At 39.4% G+C, this 17453-nt stretch carries 13 protein-coding genes and 1 pseudogene; 13 read left to right on the plus strand and 1 reads right to left on the minus strand.

Annotated elements, in window-relative coordinates:
* Positions 1–399: 399 nt before the first annotated feature.
* The 10 genes and pseudogenes from sdhC (at position 400) to sucD (ending at position 12058) form a co-directional block, all read left to right on the plus strand.
* Positions 400–801: a succinate dehydrogenase, cytochrome b556 subunit gene (gene sdhC, locus ACH8JV_RS08080; protein WP_001984863.1), complete on the plus strand. Its 402-nt coding sequence runs from the start codon at positions 400–402 to the stop codon at positions 799–801.
* A complete protein-coding gene (gene sdhD, locus ACH8JV_RS08085) occupies positions 801–1166 on the plus strand; it encodes a succinate dehydrogenase, hydrophobic membrane anchor protein (protein WP_003655454.1) in 366 nt (121 codons plus the stop codon). Before sdhC ends, sdhD begins: the two co-directional genes overlap by 1 nt.
* Positions 1167–1178: 12 nt before the next feature.
* Positions 1179–3014 carry a succinate dehydrogenase flavoprotein subunit gene (gene sdhA / locus ACH8JV_RS08090; protein WP_044101629.1) on the plus strand — a complete coding sequence of 612 codons (1836 nt, stop codon included), beginning with the start codon at positions 1179–1181 and terminating at the stop codon, positions 3012–3014.
* Between the two features lie 14 nt (positions 3015–3028).
* Positions 3029–3739, plus strand: coding sequence for a succinate dehydrogenase iron-sulfur subunit (locus tag ACH8JV_RS08095; RefSeq protein ID WP_004705893.1), 711 nt, complete (start codon positions 3029–3031; stop codon positions 3737–3739).
* A gap of 283 nt (positions 3740–4022) precedes the next feature.
* Positions 4023–4151: pseudogene (locus ACH8JV_RS08100) on the plus strand (hypothetical protein).
* 157 nt (positions 4152–4308) lie between these two features.
* On the plus strand, positions 4309–7149 hold the full coding sequence (locus ACH8JV_RS08105) for a 2-oxoglutarate dehydrogenase E1 component (RefSeq protein WP_263614459.1): 2841 nt from the start codon (positions 4309–4311) through the stop codon (positions 7147–7149).
* Entirely contained in the window at positions 7149–8342 is a 1194-nt protein-coding gene (gene odhB / locus ACH8JV_RS08110) for a 2-oxoglutarate dehydrogenase complex dihydrolipoyllysine-residue succinyltransferase (RefSeq protein ID WP_200027436.1), read from the plus strand. Before ACH8JV_RS08105 ends, odhB begins: the two co-directional genes overlap by 1 nt.
* Positions 8343–8404: 62 nt before the next feature.
* On the plus strand, positions 8405–9838 hold the full coding sequence (gene lpdA / locus ACH8JV_RS08115; protein ID WP_002051272.1) for a dihydrolipoyl dehydrogenase: 1434 nt from the start codon (positions 8405–8407) through the stop codon (positions 9836–9838).
* 148 nt (positions 9839–9986) lie between these two features.
* Complete coding sequence (gene sucC, locus ACH8JV_RS08120) at positions 9987–11153, plus strand: ADP-forming succinate--CoA ligase subunit beta (RefSeq protein ID WP_001048573.1); 1167 nt, start codon at positions 9987–9989, stop codon at positions 11151–11153.
* A 14-nt stretch (positions 11154–11167) separates the two neighbouring features.
* Complete coding sequence (gene sucD, locus ACH8JV_RS08125) at positions 11168–12058, plus strand: succinate--CoA ligase subunit alpha (RefSeq protein WP_000114637.1); 891 nt, start codon at positions 11168–11170, stop codon at positions 12056–12058.
* A gap of 409 nt (positions 12059–12467) precedes the next feature.
* Here the strand turns inward: sucD and trpS are convergent, their stop codons facing one another.
* Positions 12468–13481 (minus strand): tryptophan--tRNA ligase, encoded by a 1014-nt coding sequence (gene trpS / locus ACH8JV_RS08130; RefSeq protein ID WP_000072941.1) that lies wholly within the window; start codon positions 13479–13481, stop codon positions 12468–12470.
* Positions 13482–13687: 206 nt separating this feature from the next.
* Between trpS and ACH8JV_RS08135 the strand changes: the two genes are divergently transcribed.
* The 3 genes from ACH8JV_RS08135 to ACH8JV_RS08145 all read left to right on the plus strand — a co-directional run bounded on the left by ACH8JV_RS08135 (position 13688) and on the right by ACH8JV_RS08145 (position 17276).
* Positions 13688–14611, plus strand: a complete 924-nt coding sequence (locus ACH8JV_RS08135) for a DUF808 domain-containing protein (RefSeq protein WP_311086966.1) — start codon at positions 13688–13690, stop codon at positions 14609–14611.
* Positions 14612–14639: 28 nt separating this feature from the next.
* Positions 14640–15539, plus strand: a complete 900-nt coding sequence (locus ACH8JV_RS08140) for a neutral zinc metallopeptidase (RefSeq protein ID WP_396520601.1) — start codon at positions 14640–14642, stop codon at positions 15537–15539.
* Positions 15540–15773: 234 nt separating this feature from the next.
* On the plus strand, positions 15774–17276 hold the full coding sequence (locus ACH8JV_RS08145; RefSeq protein ID WP_002051161.1) for a sodium:proton antiporter: 1503 nt from the start codon (positions 15774–15776) through the stop codon (positions 17274–17276).
* Positions 17277–17453 lie beyond the last annotated feature (177 nt).

The raw sequence follows: 17453 nt of genomic DNA on the forward strand, positions 1-17453 counted from the left end.
ATTTTAAAAATAAAAATGTTCAAAATTAGTAAGTAAGAATAATTTTAGTTTATGCTTTCGATTAGACTTGATGATTTATTAACTTTATCTTTAGTCTAAAACTCACTTATTTTAAATAAAGCAGTAGAAAAGATATTTTTTATAAAAAATGAGGTTAAACAAGCACATGTTTTGTTTTATCTTAACTTTTGGATAGGGAAGACTGCTGTTTGGCTATGTGAATGATTCTTATTTGATGAGTTTTTGCGGAAAAGGCAAAGTGGATTGTTTGTATTTTGATATTTCGCGTTTTATAATTCAGTGTCGTTTATAGGTTAGGCATGAGCTGTGCTTGCCTAACAATGCCAGCTTTCCTTGGAATTAATTCAACAAACTCCGGTCGGAGTTTCTACCTACAGGATGCCCGCTGTGAAAAGCAACAGACCTGTCAATTTGTCCATGGGTCAGGTGTTAGCGGTAAATTTACGCTCACCCGTGGCTATTGCATCAATTTTACACCGTTTATCAGGTGTCATCGTTTTCTTATTAGTACCAGTTCTCTTATGGATTCTAGATAAATCATTATCTTCACCAGAAGGATTTGACTACGTTAAAAATGTCGTTTTTGGAAATATCCTTGTACGTTTTGTCGTGTGGGTATTTGTAGCCGGCTTAATTTTCCACTTTATTGCTGGGGTTAAGCATTTGCTTGCAGATCTAGGTTTTGCTGAAGAACTGCAAAGCGGTCGTATTGCAGCGACAATTTCATTGATCTTATCTGTGGTAGCCATTATCGCAGCCTTTGTATGGATTATGTTCTAATGAAAAGTGCTACAGGTTTAACAGGTTCAGGTTCTCGTGATTGGTTTATCCAGCGTGTAAGTGCTGTAGTATTGGCAGCTTATACTGTTGTTCTTTTGGGTTGGATTCTCTGCAAAGGCGGATTTGACTATCAACAATGGGCTGGTTTCATGATGACATTACCAATGAAGATTTTTTCTTTGTTGGCAATTTTGTCGCTTATCGCACACGCATGGATTGGTATGTGGCAGGTTTTCACTGACTACGTCACTACTCGTCAAATGGGTCCTTCAGCGAAAGGTTTACGCCTTGTACTGACGACGGCTGTCATTATTGCAGTGTTTGTGTACGCAATCTGGGGTATCCAGATTTTCTGGGCGAATTGATAGGAAGATATCATGGGCGCGATAACCCCTAAAGAAGATTATTCAAATATTCAAAACCTCACTTTCGATGCTGTTATCGTTGGTGGTGGTGGTTCTGGTATGCGTGCATCTTACCAACTTGCTCAAGCAGGTTTGAAAGTTGCAGTACTTACTAAAGTTTTCCCAACACGTTCACATACAGTTGCTGCTCAAGGCGGTATCGGTGCGTCGTTAGGTAACATGCAAGAAGATAACTGGCATTTCCACTTTTACGATACAGTAAAAGGTTCTGACTGGTTAGGTGACCAAGACGCAATCGAATTTATGTGTCGTGAAGCACCAAAAGTTGTGTATGAACTTGAACACATGGGTATGCCGTTTGACCGTAACGCTGATGGTACAATTTACCAACGTCCGTTCGGTGGTCACTCTGCGAACTATGGTGATAAACCAGTTCCACGTGCTTGTGCTGCTGCTGACCGTACTGGTCACGCATTATTGCACACGCTTTATCAAAGCAACGTGAAAATGGGGACTCAATTCTTCGTTGAATGGATCGCTCTTGATTTGATTCGTAACGAAGCAGGTGATGTGCTTGGTGTAACTGCAATTGACCAAGAAACTGGTAACATCGCAGTATTCCAAGCAAAAGCAACATTGTTTGCGACCGGTGGTGCTGGTCGTGTTTACCGTGCATCAACAAATGCTTATATCAACACTGGTGACGGTCTTGGTATGGCTGCTCGTGCTGGTATTCCATTACAAGATATGGAATTCTGGCAATTCCACCCTACGGGTGTTGCGGGCGCAGGCGTATTGTTAACTGAAGGTTGTCGTGGTGAAGGTGCGATCCTTCGTAACAAAGACGGCGAACCGTTCATGGAACGTTATGCACCGACTTTAAAAGATTTGGCTCCACGTGACTTCGTATCACGCTCTATGGACCAAGAAATTAAAGAAGGTCGTGGTTGTGGTCCAAAAGGTGATTATATCTTACTTGATATGACTCACTTAGGCGCTGACACAATCATGAAGCGTTTACCATCTGTATTTGAGATCGGTAAAAAATTCGCAAACGTAGACATTACTAAAGAACCAATTCCAGTAGTACCAACAATCCATTATCAAATGGGTGGTATTCCTACGAATATGCATGGTCAAGTGTGCTTACCAGAGCCTGGTACAGACAACTACACTAAACCTGTAAAAGGTTTCTATGCAATTGGTGAATGTTCTTGCGTATCAGTACATGGTGCAAACCGTTTAGGTACTAACTCACTTCTTGACTTGGTTGTATTTGGTAAAGCTGCTGGTGAGCACATTATCGATTACGTAACTAAGCATCATGGTGATGAATATGCGCCACTTCCAACAAACGTATTAGAGCAAACTTTAGATCGCGTACGTAAGTTAGATGAATCAACTTCTGGCGAAAATGCACAAGAAGTTGCTGACGCAATTCGTGATATCGTTCAAGACCACGCTGGTGTATTCCGTACCCAAGCATTGCTTGATAAAGGTGTTAAAGAGATTCTTGCTCTTGAACCACGTGTGCGTAACATTCACTTGAAAGATAAATCTAAAGTATTTAACACTGCACGTGTTGAAGCGCTTGAAGTTGAAAACTTATATGAAGTTGCAAAAGCTACATTAATTTCAGCTGCAGCGCGTAAAGAATGTCGTGGTGCGCATACGGTAGTTGACTATGAATTACCAGCTGATCACCCAACTTATTCATACGGTCGCCGTGATGATGAGTGGATGAAACATACTTTATGGTATTCATCAGATAACCGTTTGGAATATAAGCCAGTGCGCTTCAAGCCGTTAACTGTTGATGCAATTCCACCAGCACCACGTACATTCTAATCGGGAGTATAAAGATGAGTAGAGGTACTCGTACATTCGAAATCTACCGCTATGATCCTGATAAGGATAAAGCGCCGTACATGCAAACTTTCAAACTTGAATTGACTGATAAGCACCGTATGTTGCTTGATGCATTGCTTGCTTTGAAAGTTCAAGACGAAACGTTAACATTCCGTCGTTCATGCCGTGAAGGTATTTGTGGTTCGGATGGTGTGAACATCAATGGTAAAAATGGTTTGGCTTGTTTATGGAATTTAAACGACCTACCTGAGAAAATTGTAATTCGTCCATTGCCTGGTTTGCCGGTTATTAAAGATTTGGTTGTTGATATGAACCAATTCTATGATCAATATGACAAAATTCAGCCATTCTTGATCAATAACCAACCAGCCCCACCTAAAGAGCGTTTACAGTCTCCTGAAGAGCGTGAACACTTGAATGGTTTGTATGAATGTATTCTTTGTGCATGTTGTTCAACTTCATGCCCATCATTCTGGTGGAACCCTGATAAGTTCTTGGGTCCTTCAGCATTGTTGAATGCATACCGTTTTATTATCGATTCTCGTGATACTGCGACTGCAGATCGTTTGGCTCGTCTTGACGATCCATTCAGTTTGTTCCGTTGTAAAGGTATCATGAACTGTGTGTCAGTATGTCCTAAAGGTTTGAATCCAACAAAAGCTATCGGTCACATCCGTAACATGTTGTTAGATCAAGCGGGTTAATTCTGCACAAATAGAGAACGCACATCCTTGATGTGCGTTTTTTTTTAACTTTATAATAGGCGTCTTATACTTTAGTCGCTAAAAGAGGGGTTTTTATATCAAGCACCATATATTAATAGATAAAATTGGATATGTATTTCGCCAATTTATAGATGGTATGTGTCAAAAAAATCAATCGTTCGTTAAGAACATGATACGATTTGCCACAAAGTTGTAGGTGAAAAAAGCGTATACTAGTGAAATTAAATTAAGTGGCACGATCTTAGATCAGTGCTTAATTTTTATGGTCAAAGTCATTTTAGAAAAGTTAATTGTGTAGTTAATTTTTCTAAAAAGATTTGCAAAAAATTGCTCGGTTTTAATCGAGTATAAGGTGAGTGATGATGCCATTGAGGGCGTTGTGATTCATTAATTACCTATGGAGTTTTCTCTCTAGGTAGTATGACGCCCCATGGTCTTGAAGACCTGTTGGGTAAGTAGTGTCATTTTTACCAATTTGACATTATGCATCATGGGTGTGCTTAAAAGGCAGCCTGTAATATTTTTTGCAATAGGAAATGGGTCCACAAATGCAAGAAGTTGCTGACGCATTGCGTCTTGACACTGAACTTTCCGCTGATAGTGCAGCGTATATTGAAGAACTTTACGAGCAGTACCTGACTTCCCCAACCTCCGTCGCTGAGGACTGGCGCCAATATTTCGATAAATATCCAAAGGGTGACCAACCACACAGCGCTGTGCGTGAGCAATTCCTATTACTAGGACGTAATGCTAATCGTGTTCAACCTGTTGTACAAAGTACTGTAAGTACTGAGCATGAGCGTCGTCAAATTGGCGTTTTACAACTTATTGCTGCTTATCGCAATCGCGGACATCAAAAAGCTAAATTAGATCCATTAGGTCTTGCTAAGCGTGAAGATATTCCTGATTTAGATCTTTCAGCACACGGTTTAACCAAATCAGATTTAGACACAGTATTCAACACAGGCAATCTTGAGATTGGTAAGAGTGAAGCAACTCTTGCTGAAATGATTGAAGCAATGGAAGCAATCTATTGTGGTTCAATCGGTGTTGAATACATGCATATCGTGGACACAAAAGAAAAGCGTTGGATTCAGCAACGTCTTGAAAGTGCCCGTGGTAAATTCAATTACTCAAATGATCAAAAGAAAGGCTTCTTAGAGCGTTTAACCGCTGCTGAGGGTCTAGAAAAATATCTTGGTAATAAATACGTCGGTGCTAAACGCTTTGGTGTTGAAGGCGGCGAATCTTTTATTCCTATGGTAAACGAGATTATCCAGCGTGCTGGTGCTGTAGGCTGTAAAGAAGTTGTTATCGGTATGCCACACCGTGGCCGTTTGAACCTTCTTGTTAATATTATGGGTAAAAACCCTGCGGACTTATTTGGTGAGTTCGAAGGTAAATCAATTCATAAGAAAGGTTCAGGTGACGTTAAATACCACCAAGGTTTCTCAAGTAATGTAATGACTCCAGGTGGCGAAGTTCACTTGGCATTGGCATTTAACCCATCTCACTTGGAAATTGTTGGTCCTGTAGTTGAAGGTTCTGTACGCGCACGTCAAGTACGTCGTAGAGACATCGGCGGTGATGACGTATTGCCAGTTATTGTTCATGGTGATGCTGCATTTGCAGGTCAGGGCGTGAACATGGAAACCTTCCAAATGTCACAAACTCGTGGCTATACGGTTGGTGGTACAGTTCATATTATTGTGAACAACCAAGTTGGTTTCACAACTTCTGATCCACGTGATGCACGTTCTACAGAGTACTGTACAGACGTTGCTAAAATGATTCAGGCGCCAATTTTCCATGTAAATGGTGATGATCCTGAAGCAGTTATCTTTGCTACTCAATTAGCACATGATTTCCGTCACGAATTCCGTAAAGATGTTGTTATCGATTTGTTCTGTTATCGTCGTCGCGGCCATAACGAAGCAGATGAGCCATCTGGTACACAACCATTGATGTATCAAGTAATTGCGAAGAAAGCAACTACTCGTACACTTTATGCTGATCAACTTGTTCAAGAGAAAGTACTTGATCGCGCTGAAGCAGACCAAATGGTTGAAGATTACCGTTCTGATTTAGAAGCAGGTAATCATGTAGCAAATGCATTGATTCTTGAACCAAATACCAAAATGTTTGTTGATTGGACTCCATATTTGGGCCATGACTATACAGACGATTGGGATACTTCATTTGACTTGAATCGTCTTAAAGAATTAGGCGAGGGCATGAGCAAACTTCCTGAAGGGTTTGTAATGCAGCGTCAGGTTCAAAAAGTAATTGAAGATCGCGTGAAAATGCAAACTGGTGAAACTCCTTTAAACTGGGGTGCAGCAGAAACTTTAGCTTATGCAACTTTATTAGATGAAGACTATCTAGTGCGTATTACTGGTGAAGACGTGGGTCGTGGTACCTTCTCACACCGTCATGCGAAATTGCATAACCAAGTTGATGGTTCAACTTACATTCCTCTTTGTCATGTTAAAGAGAACCAACCACGTTTTGCGATTTACGACTCTCTTTTATCTGAAGAAGCAGTTCTTGCGTTCGAATATGGTTACGCAACTACAATTCCTAAGAGCTTGATTATTTGGGAAGCACAATTTGGTGACTTCGTAAACTGTGCTCAAGTTGTGATTGACCAGTTTATTGCTTCTGGTGAGACTAAGTGGGAGCGTGTTTGTGGTTTAACAATGTTGTTACCACACGGTTTCGAAGGTCAAGGTCCAGAGCACTCTTCAGCTCGTTTAGAACGTTTCTTACAGTTATGTGCTGAAGACAACATGCAAGTGATCACTCCAACGACACCTGCACAGATTTTCCATGCATTACGTCGTCAGGCTGTACGCCCAATTCGTAAGCCATTAATCGTAATGTCACCGAAATCTTTACTTCGTCATAAACTTGCGACTTCTACTTTAGAAGAGCTAGCACATGGTTCATTCCAAACTGTAATTGACGAAATCGATCAAATTAACAAGTCAGATGTAACTCGTCTTGTACTTTGTGGCGGTAAAGTTTATTACGACTTACTCGAAAAACGTCGTGAACAAAACTTAACTAATGTTGCAATCGTACGTATTGAACAGTTGTATCCATACCCAGAGCAACGTCTTGCGGAAATCTTGGCTGCTTATCCAAATGTGAAAGAACTCGTTTGGGCGCAAGAAGAGCCGAAGAACCAAGGCGCTTGGTTGTTTATCGCACCGCGTTTATATGACGATATCTTAAAATCTGGCAAACAAATCCGTATCAGTTTTGCAGGTCGTGAAGCTTCTGCTGCACCAGCTTGTGGCTCACCGTACTTGCATGCAAAACAACAAGCTCAGCTAATTAATGATGCATTGGCAATCGAAGCTGAACAATCAGGAGATTCTCAATAATGGCAACCGAAATTAAAGCACCGGTATTCCCAGAGTCTGTTGCAGATGGCACCATCGCAACTTGGCATAAAAAGGTGGGTGAACCTGTATCACGTGATGAAGTAATCTGTGATATTGAAACCGACAAAGTTGTTTTAGAAGTTGTTGCTCCTGCAGATGGTAGCTTGGTTGCAATCATTAAAGGTGAAGGCGATACAGTTCTTTCTGACGAAGTTATTGCTCAATTCGAAGCTGGTGCTGGCGCAGCTGCTGCTCCTGCAGCGGTAGAACAAGCAGTTGCTCAAACTCAAGCTGGTGCAGCTCCTGTTGTTGAACGTACAGAAACTGTATCTGATCAAGCTCCTGCAGTTCGTAAAGCATTAACTGAATCTGGTATTGCTGCTGCTGATGTACAAGGTACTGGCCGTGGTGGTCGTATCACTAAAGAAGATGTTGCAAACCATCAAGCTAAACCAGCTGCTAACGTTACTCCGTTAAGTGTTGCTGTTGGCGAGCGTATCGAAAAACGTGTTCCAATGACTCGTTTACGTAAGCGTGTTGCTGAGCGTCTTCTTGCTGCAACTCAAGAAACTGCAATGTTAACTACATTTAACGAAGTTAACATGAAGCCAATCATGGAATTGCGTAAGCAATATAAAGATGCTTTCGAAAAACGTCATGGCGCTCGTTTAGGCTTCATGTCATTCTTCGTTAAAGCAGCAACTGAAGCGCTTAAACGCTACCCAGCTGTAAACGCTTCAATTGATGGCGACGATATCGTTTATCACGGTTACTATGACATCGGCGTTGCAGTATCTTCTGATCGTGGTCTTGTTGTACCAGTATTACGTGATACTGACCGTATGAGCTATGCAGAAGTTGAAGCAGGTATTGCTGCTTATGCTGGTAAAGCACGTGACGGTAAATTATCTATCGAAGAAATGACTGGTGGTACTTTCACAATTACTAACGGTGGTACTTTCGGTTCATTGCTTTCAACTCCTATTTTGAACCAACCGCAAACTGGTATCTTGGGTATGCACAAAATCCAAGAGCGTCCTATGGCGGTAAATGGTCAAGTTGAAATCTTGCCAATGATGTACTTAGCGCTTTCTTATGACCACCGTATGATCGATGGTAAAGAAGCTGTAGGTTTCTTAGTAGCAATCAAAGAATTGTTAGAAGAGCCAGCTAAACTCATCCTTGATCTTTAATTTCTTCGAATAAATACCTACCAGGGTAGAGCGATCCTCTATCTTGGTTTATGGAGATAAAAATGTCTCAACAATTTGATCTTGTTGTCATCGGCGGTGGTCCTGGTGGTTATGAAGCTGCGATTCGTGCTGCTCAACTAGGCTTCAAAGTCGCTTGTATTGAAAAACGTATTCACAATGGTAAGCCTTCTTTAGGTGGTACTTGCTTAAACGTAGGTTGTATCCCTTCTAAAGCTTTGCTTGATTCTTCTCATCGTTATGAAGATACAGTGCATCACTTAGCTGATCACGGTATTACAACTGGTGAAGTGAATTTCGATCTTGCAAAACTTCTTGCTCGTAAAGACAAAATTGTTGACCAATTAACTGGCGGTATCGATCAATTGCTTAAAGGCAACGGTATTGAGTGGTTAAAAGGTACAGGTAAATTACTTGCTGGTAAAAAAGTTGAGTTCGTTTCTCATGAAGGTGAAACTCAAGTTTTAGAACCTAAATACGTGATTCTTGCGTCTGGTTCTGTGCCTGTAAATATTCCTGTAGCTCCTGTAGATCAAGATATTATTGTTGATTCAACTGGCGCATTAAACTTCCCAGAAGTACCTAAGCGTTTAGGTGTGATTGGTGCTGGTGTAATCGGTTTAGAACTTGGTTCAGTATGGCGTCGTCTTGGTGCTGAAGTTGTTGTATTTGAAGCAATGGATGCATTCTTGCCAATGGCTGATAAAGCTTTGGCAAAAGAATACCAAAAGCTTTTAACTAAGCAAGGTCTTGATATTCGCGTTGGTGCTAAAGTTTCTGGCACTGAAGTTAATGGTCGTGAAGTGACTGTTAAATACACTCAAGGTGGCGAAGAAAAAACTCAAACTTTTGACAAATTAATCGTTTGTGTTGGCCGTAAAGCATATGCAGAAGGTTTATTGGCTGAAGATTCAGGCATTAAATTAACTGAACGTGGTTTAGTTGAAGTAAATGATCACTGTGCAACTTCTGTAGAAGGTGTATATGCGATTGGTGACTTGGTTCGCGGTCCAATGCTTGCTCATAAAGCAATGGAAGAAGGTGTAATGGCTGTTGAGCGTATTCACGGTCACGCAGCTCAAGTGAACTATGACACAATCATTTCTGTTATCTATACACACCCTGAAGCGGCGTGGGTAGGTTTAACTGAAGAGCAAGCTAAAGAAAAAGGTCATGAAGTAAAAACTGGTCAATTCGGTTTTGCTGTAAATGGTCGTGCTTTAGCTGCTGGTGAAGGCGCAGGTTTTGTTAAGTTTGTTGCTGATGCAAAAACTGACCGTTTATTAGGTATGCATGTCATTGGACCTGCTGCATCTGATATCGTTCACCAAGGTATGATCGCTCTTGAATTTGTATCTTCTGTTGAAGATCTTCAGTTGATGACTTTTGGTCACCCAACATTCTCTGAAGTTGTTCATGAAGCTGCACTTGCTGTAGATGGTCGTGCAATTCACGCGATTCAACGTAAGCGTAAATAAAATTAAAGAGCGGTTCTCCGCTCTTTTTCACATTCGATGGTGTGATTAAAAAATCATCAAGTTGATAGACGTAGACAGCAATTTGCATATACAACATGAGAATGTTGCGCAAATTGAAGACAACAAACAAAGTTAAGTAGGTAACTAAATGAACTTACATGAGTATCAAGCTAAAGCGTTATTGAAAGAATATGGTATGCCGGTACAAGAAGGTATCTTGGCAACCAATGCAGACGAAGCAGTTGCTGCATTTGAACAGCTTGGTGGTAAATTCGCTGTAATGAAGGCGCAAGTTCATGCTGGTGGTCGTGGTAAGGCTGGTGGCGTTAAAGTTGCAAAATCTAAAGAAGATGTTATCGAATTTGCAAACAATATCATTGGTACTCGTCTTGTAACGTATCAAACTGATGCAAATGGTCAACCAGTAAACAGCATCATTGTTGCTGAAGACGTATATCCAGTTGAGCGTGAGCTTTACTTGGGCGCGGTTGTAGACCGTTCTAGCCGTCGTATTACTTTCATGGCTTCTACAGAAGGTGGTGTAGAAATCGAGAAAGTTGCTGAAGAAACTCCAGAAAAAATTATCAAAGTTGAAGTTGATCCATTAGTTGGCTTACAACCATTCCAAGCACGTGAAGTTGCGTTTGCTTTAGGTTTGAAAGACAAACAAATCGGTCAATTCGTAAAAATCATGACAGCTGCTTACCAAGCATTTGTTGAAAATGATTTTGCTTTATTTGAAATTAACCCACTTTCAGTTCGTGAAAATGGCGAAATTTTATGTGTAGACGCGAAAGTAGGTATCGACTCTAACGCGCTTTACCGTTTACCTAAAGTTGCTGCTTTACGTGACAAATCTCAAGAGAATGAGCGTGAATTAAAAGCATCTGAATTTGATCTTAACTATGTTGCTTTAGAAGGTAACATCGGTTGTATGGTTAACGGTGCTGGTCTTGCAATGGCAACTATGGACATCATTAAACTTTATGGTGGTCAGCCTGCAAACTTCCTTGACGTTGGTGGCGGTGCAACTAAAGAGCGCGTAATCGAAGCGTTCAAAATCATCCTTGCTGATACTTCTGTACAAGGTGTTTTAATTAACATCTTCGGTGGTATCGTACGTTGTGACATGATTGCTGAAGCAATTATTGCAGCGGTTCAAGAAGTAAACGTAACTGTTCCAGTTGTTGTTCGTTTAGAAGGTAACAACGCTGAGTTAGGTGCTAAATTACTTGATGAATCTGGTTTGAAATTAATTTCTGCGAACGGTTTGTCTGATGCCGCAGAAAAAGTTGTAGCTGCAGTTAAAGCGTAAGGGGAGTATCAATCATGAGCGTATTAATTAATAAAGACACTAAAGTATTGGTACAAGGTTTTACTGGTAAAAACGGTACTTTCCACTCTGCACAAGCTTTAGACTACGGTACAAAAGTTGTTGGTGGTGTTACTCCAGGTAAAGGTGGTACAACTCACCTTGACTTACCAGTATTCAACACAATGAAAGAAGCTGTACGTGAAACAAATGCAGATGCATCTGTAATCTATGTACCAGCTCCATTCGTTTTAGACTCAATCGTTGAAGCGGTTGATTCAGGTGTTGGCCTAATCGTTGTGATCACTGAAGGTGTTCCAACAATCGACATGCTTAAAGCAAAACGTTATTTAGAAACTAACGGTAACGGTACTCGTTTAGTTGGTCCTAACTGCCCAGGCGTGATCACTCCGGGTGAATGTAAGATCGGTATTATGCCTGGTCACATCCACCAACCAGGTCGTATTGGTATTATCTCACGTTCAGGTACATTGACTTATGAGGCGGTTGCTCAAACAACTAAGCTTGGTTTAGGTCAGTCTACTTGTATCGGTATTGGTGGTGACCCAATCCCAGGTATGAACCAAATTGAAGCTCTTCAATTGTTCCAAGACGATCCAGATACTGATGCAATCATCATGATCGGTGAGATCGGTGGTACAGCGGAAGAAGAAGCTGCTGAATTCATCAAATCTAACGTGACTAAGCCTGTAGTAGGTTACATCGCTGGTGTAACTGCTCCTAAAGGTAAGCGTATGGGTCACGCTGGTGCGATCATTTCTGGTGGTCAAGGTACTGCTGAAGAGAAATTTGCTGCATTTGAAAAAGCAGGTATGGCTTACACTCGTAGCCCAGCTGAGCTTGGTTCAACTATGTTGCAAGTATTAAAAGAGAAAGGTTTAGCTTAATAGCTTCCTTGAATCTTTAAAAAATACCGCATCTGAAAAATGATGCGGTATTTTTTTGCATCATTGAAAAGTAGCATAAAATGAAATAAGAAATAATAAGGCGAAAAAAAGACAAAAAAATACGCAATGATTGGGGTGATCATTGCGTAGAACAACGAATCTGTTAAAAACAGTTTCGGCTTAAGGAGAAATGTCGTGAGGTTCATATCAACCTACTTGAGCTATATTAGTTAAGGTTTAATATTTCTTCATTAAGGTTCGCGTTAATTAGTGTTACTTCACGTTAAAAGGGTAAGTGCATGTGAATCATTATAAATATATTAACAATGTGAAATTTTAAACTATTGAATCTTAATATAATTATAAAAAAAGCCCCGTAGGGCTTTTCATTTATATATTTACTCTAGAGTTAAAACTTAAATAAGCCTAAGCCATCTTTAACTTCATCTAAAGTTTGTTGAGTAATGATTCTGCATTTGTCAGTACCTTGACGTAAAACATCCATAATATAGTCAGGATCTTTAGCAAGTTCTTCACGGCGTTCACGAATAGGTGTAATTAATTCTTTTAACACACCTTCAAGACGTTTTTTAACAGTACCATCACCAAGACCACCACGGCGATAATGCGCTTTTAATTCTTCAACTTCTTCTTTATTTGGATCAAATGCATCTAAATAAGTAAATACAATGTTTCCTTCAACTTGACCTGGATCTTCAATACGAAGGTGATTTGGGTCTGTGTACATTGCATTTACAGCTTTTTTAATGTCTTTGTCAGAAGCATTTAAAACAATAGTATTGCCTAATGATTTAGACATTTTTGCTTTACCATCAAAACCTGGTAAACGAGCCATATTAGAAAGTAAGGCTTTACATTCAGGTAAAAGGTCTTGACCAATTTGACGATTTACACGACGTACAATTTCATTGGTTTGCTCAATCATTGGAATCTGATCTTCACCCACTGGTACTACAGTTGCTTTAAAAGCCGTAATATCAGCTGCCTGTGCAACAGGGTAGCAAAGGAAACCAGCAGGAATGTCACGTTCAAAACCACGCATTTGAATTTCAGATTTGATGGTCGGGTTACGTTCTAAACGAGCTACAGTTACAAAGTTAAGATATAACATTGTAAGCTCATTCAATGCCGGTAAACATGACTGTACGCAAATCGTGGTCTTAGTTGGATCAATACCAACTGCTAAATAATCTAGAGCAACTTCTAAGATGTTACGGCGTACTTTATCCGGATTATCAGCATTGTCTGTTAATGCTTGAGCATCTGCTAATAAGAGATGTTGATGATGGCTATCCTGTAAACCTACACGTGAACGCAAAGAACCGACAAAATGCCCAAGGTGAAGTTGTCCGGTAGGGCGGTCGCCTGTCAAAATAATTGGACGCTGATCAACATTACTCATTATTTATTCCACTATCGTATTGGCTTAATCAGGGATAGTAAGCCCTGTAATATACAAGATTGGCATTATTGTACGGGAAATAAAATTTTTTCGTCAGCGATTGGTTAAACTTTCTTAAAATAATATTGTGAATTTATTCAGTAAAATTACAGAAATTGGAATATTTCATCTTACAATAGTCAGATAAATACAAACCTGGATAAGAAATGGCAAGTGGCTTACTTTTATTACTAGATGATATTGCAACAATTTTAGATGATGTCGCTTTAATGAGCAAAATGGCAGCAAAGAAAACTGCCGGTGTTTTAGGTGATGATTTGGCTTTAAATGCACAACAGGTAACAGGTGTGCGAGCAGATCGTGAATTGCCTATTGTGTGGAAGGTCGCGAAAGGTTCTTTAGTTAATAAGCTTATTTTAGTTCCTTTAGCTTTATTAATTAGCGTTATTGCACCTTGGCTAATTAATCCGCTCTTGATGCTAGGTGGCTTATTTTTATGTTATGAAGGCGTTGAAAAAGTTCTTCATACAATTACGCATAAAAAAGCTTCGACCTCTGAGGAAGCAGAAAAAGAATTTAACAATGAAGAGCTAGATATGGCTACTTTTGAGAAAGAGAAAGTAAAAGGGGCTATTCGTACAGATTTTATTTTATCAGCTGAAATTGTCGTAATCTCGTTAGGTACGGTGGCGACTGCTACGTTATTAACTAAAGTTAGTGTGCTTAGCATTATTGCAGTTGTGATGACGCTTGGCGTTTATGGCTTGGTTGGCGTGATTGTTAAGATTGATGATTTAGGATTATATTTAACAAAACAAGCTGCTTCTTTCAAACAAACTCTAGGACGTGGTTTACTTGCTTTTGCTCCTCTTTTAATGAAGCTACTTTCTATTGTTGGAACTATTGCAATGTTTTTAGTAGGTGGAGGGATTATTAATCATACGATTCCTTTACTTCACCATGTTACTGAAGATACGGTTGATCAGGTAGAAACTATACCGGCAGTAGGAAATATTATTGGTGCTTTAACACCGACATTAATGAACTTTGCGATTGGTATGATTGCTGGTGCAGTTGTGTTGCTTGTGGTGAGTTTAATACAGAAAATGTGGCCAAAAGCTTCTGACTAATCAGGCCATTTAAAAGAAGAGGGAAGTTATGCGTTGGAGAGATCGTAGAGTCAGTACCAATGTTGAGGACCGTCGAGGTGGGGGCGGTGTTAAAGCAGGTGGTATTAGTATTATTGGTTTGGTTGTGGCATTTGTCGCATGGAAATTTTTTGGCGTTGATCCACAAATGGCTTATCAGGCAACGCAGCAGGTTACTGCTTCACAACAATCAAATGCAACTTCACCAGAAAGTTTAACACCTGAGCAAAAAGAAGCGTCAGATTTTGTTGGAACTGTATTAGCTGATACAGAAGATACGTGGACACCTATATTTAAACAGTTAGGTAAAACTTATACACCGCCAAAGTTGGTTTTATTTAGTGGAGTGACTCGCTCAGGTTGTGGTACCGCTCAATCTGCTATGGGACCCTTTTATTGTCCAGCTGACCAGAAAGTTTATATTGATACCGAATTCTTTAAAGATATGCGTGAGCAAATGGGTATCTCGGGTGAACAAAATAAATCAGAGCTCTCTCGCCAAGATCAGGCAGGGGATTTTGCCCAAGCCTATGTTGTTGCTCATGAAGTGGGTCATCATGTTCAAACCTTGCTTGGTATTTCTTCTCAAGTGCAACAAGCGCGTTCGCAAGTTAGTCAAAGAGAGGGCAACCAGCTATCTGTTCGTCAAGAGTTACAAGCCGACTGTTTAGCAGGTATATGGGCAAATCATAATCAACAGCGTACTCAGTTTTTAGAGTCTGGCGATGTTGAAGAAGCAATGGATGCAGCTCAAAAAATTGGCGATGACTATTTGCAAAAACGTGCAACTGGACAAGTTGTACCTGATAGCTTCACCCATGGTACGAGTGAGCAGCGGATGCACTGGTTTCAAGTGGGCTTAAAGTCTGGTGATATCAATCAATGTGATACTTTTAATAATTCTATCTAATGCGAAAGATGAGTTTATTAAAGCATTTTTAATAGACTCATCTTTTTAATACCCCTCTGATTCATAATTAATGTTAAGAAATTTAACTGATCGATAGAATGATTAAAGTAATTCGTTAAACTTATATTTCAATTTTTAACTGTTTGGGCACATATAAGTGCCTATTTTGTCATTCTGTTCAGTTCAGCTGTCTAGGTTTTCTTATTTGGTCATTGACCCAGAAGAAGGGTGTTCATGGGTAATTTTTTCTTATTACAAGCACTTACGGTTGTATTTGCCTTATCAATTGCAACCACTATATTCAATAAGCGTATTTTAGGCTTCCCTCAAGCGATTGGCGTGCCTCTTGTTTCTGCAATTTTTGTCTTCATTTTGCAATGGGGAGCCAGTCTCTTAAATGGTAATCAGTTTATTACTATTAATATTCATAATATTGAAGAAGCAGTACGTCATATCGATTTTTATGACTTTTTAATTAATGGCGTCATCTGTTTTATTCTGACATCTTCTGCACTGAAATTTAAAATTTCAGACTTAAGAAGTTATTGGAGACAAATTAGTATACTAGCGACTATTGCGCTAGTCATCTGTGCGGTATTGTTTGGTGGTTTACTTTACGGCTTCCAATTGCTGGTTGGTCATCATGTGCCAATTTTAGTTCTTCTGTTATTAGGTGCGGCATTGGGTGCAACAGACCCGATCGGTATTAAAGGTGTTTTAAGTTCAATTCGCGCACCCCATCATCTTATTGTCAAATTAGAGGGTGAGTCTTTATTTAATGACGCGATGTGTATTGCATTATTTATGACGTTGTTGAATGTTTTACAAGGTGAACATTTTTCATTAGTTGCGACATTAGAAGCTTTGCTTTATGAAATTGTGGTTGCTGTCGGTATTGGATGGGCATTTGGTATAGGAACATTACGTCTATTACGTGGCAAACATGAAATGGAATCTCTGATCTTAACAACTGCCTTACTTGCTAGCGGAGCATATTTAGTTGCTTTATTTGCTCATGCATCTGCACCGATTGCTTGTGTGATTGGCGGTTTAATCGTTGGTAATAAGTGGAAAGAAATCCGTGAAGAGCGAGAAATTAGGGAAGTTAACCATTTTTGGCATACTGTAGAAGGAATTATTAACTCATTCTTATTTACTTTAATTGGTCTTGAGCTATTTATTCTTGATTTAAACTTTAGCTTGATTTTAGGTGGAATAGTCGCTTTCTTTATTTTGCATATTTCACGCTTTGCAGCAAATTTTATGTCTTTTGCTTTCTTCCCAACAATGCGTAAGACCAAAAGCTACAATGGTAGTTTAACCATTTTGTCTTGGGGTGGGGTACGAGGAGGGATTTCACTTGCTTTAATTTTGGCAGTCGCCAATATTCCAGCACTTAGCCCTTATAGTAGTATTCTGATTGGATATACTTTTATTAGCGTATTGTTATCTGGTGTGGTGTGTGGTCTTGGCTTACCAGCGGTAATGAATGCATTTTATTACAACCCTAATGAAGAAACGGAAGGCCTTAAAGGTTTTTACCAGAAGCTATGCCATAAAATGAATCGCCGTGGCTTTCAATATATTGTAGGGGAAGATGCATTAGGAAGAGAAACAATTACTATCTTTAATCCCGATGTAATTGTTGACCAAAAAACAGAAGATGGTATTGCAACTATGCATGATCCGAATAAGTTGCAAGAAGTAAAACGTTTTGAGAGTCCAGATAATTTTTAAATAAAATTAAAAGTATTTTTATTTAAATTAAAAAATAAGGCTTTAGTGTAATAGTAAAATATTAACTAAAGCCATTTTTCTGCATATTATTAATTAATAATATATTTTATTTTATTAAGATATTGAAACTTGTTATATAAAACTTTTAATTAAAATAATTTTCAACAAATATTGGAT

Source organism: Acinetobacter sp. ABJ_C5_2 (assembly GCF_044538485.1).
GTDB classification, from domain to species: Bacteria; Pseudomonadota; Gammaproteobacteria; order Pseudomonadales; family Moraxellaceae; genus Acinetobacter; species Acinetobacter nosocomialis_A.

Coding starts and splice junctions, on each gene's coding strand:
- sdhC (WP_001984863.1), top strand. CDS start 400: ATGCCCGCTGTGAAAAGCAACAGACCTGTCAATTTGTCCATGGGTCAG.
- sdhD (WP_003655454.1), top strand. CDS start 801: ATGAAAAGTGCTACAGGTTTAACAGGTTCAGGTTCTCGTGATTGGTTT.
- sdhA (WP_044101629.1), top strand. CDS start 1,179: ATGGGCGCGATAACCCCTAAAGAAGATTATTCAAATATTCAAAACCTC.
- ACH8JV_RS08095 (WP_004705893.1), top strand. CDS start 3,029: ATGAGTAGAGGTACTCGTACATTCGAAATCTACCGCTATGATCCTGAT.
- ACH8JV_RS08105 (WP_263614459.1), top strand. CDS start 4,309: ATGCAAGAAGTTGCTGACGCATTGCGTCTTGACACTGAACTTTCCGCT.
- odhB (WP_200027436.1), top strand. CDS start 7,149: ATGGCAACCGAAATTAAAGCACCGGTATTCCCAGAGTCTGTTGCAGAT.
- lpdA (WP_002051272.1), top strand. CDS start 8,405: ATGTCTCAACAATTTGATCTTGTTGTCATCGGCGGTGGTCCTGGTGGT.
- sucC (WP_001048573.1), top strand. CDS start 9,987: ATGAACTTACATGAGTATCAAGCTAAAGCGTTATTGAAAGAATATGGT.
- sucD (WP_000114637.1), top strand. CDS start 11,168: ATGAGCGTATTAATTAATAAAGACACTAAAGTATTGGTACAAGGTTTT.
- trpS (WP_000072941.1), bottom strand. CDS start 13,481: ATGAGTAATGTTGATCAGCGTCCAATTATTTTGACAGGCGACCGCCCT.
- ACH8JV_RS08135 (WP_311086966.1), top strand. CDS start 13,688: ATGGCAAGTGGCTTACTTTTATTACTAGATGATATTGCAACAATTTTA.
- ACH8JV_RS08140 (WP_396520601.1), top strand. CDS start 14,640: ATGCGTTGGAGAGATCGTAGAGTCAGTACCAATGTTGAGGACCGTCGA.
- ACH8JV_RS08145 (WP_002051161.1), top strand. CDS start 15,774: ATGGGTAATTTTTTCTTATTACAAGCACTTACGGTTGTATTTGCCTTA.